The organism is Photobacterium aphoticum, assembly GCF_001029435.1.
GTDB classification, from domain to species: domain Bacteria; phylum Pseudomonadota; class Gammaproteobacteria; order Enterobacterales; family Vibrionaceae; genus Photobacterium; species Photobacterium aphoticum.
Window position 1 is genome coordinate 1 of the sequence record NZ_LDOV01000119.1, and the last position, 323, is coordinate 323.

Here is a 323-nt window from a genome sequence, read left to right on the forward strand (position 1 = left end):
TGGCAACAGGATTTTTCTTCGAACGCAGTTACGAACAGCTTTTCTTACTGATTCTTGGCCACTCTTGGATCTTAATTTCTGAGAACTTGTTGCTACGCGATTCGAAAATTAAGGTGTTAGCGCTTCAACGCACAACCATATCGGGGCTGGTACTTGCGCTGATCTACACCATGCATGATATGGAAACCTTCTACTGGGCATGGGGAGGTGCGCTACTCGCTTATGTTTCAATGTTCATCTTGTATTCCGTTCCTACTAAAACGTTAAAGTGGAGCCAACTTTCACTGCCATCCAATATTCGCTTTTTTAAAAGCAACAGCCAG

Annotated in this window: 1 pseudogene; it reads left to right on the top strand. The window is 43.7% G+C overall.

The features are described from left to right. Nucleotides 1–323: pseudogene (locus ABT58_RS24340) on the top strand (capsular biosynthesis protein); the annotation flags it as partial.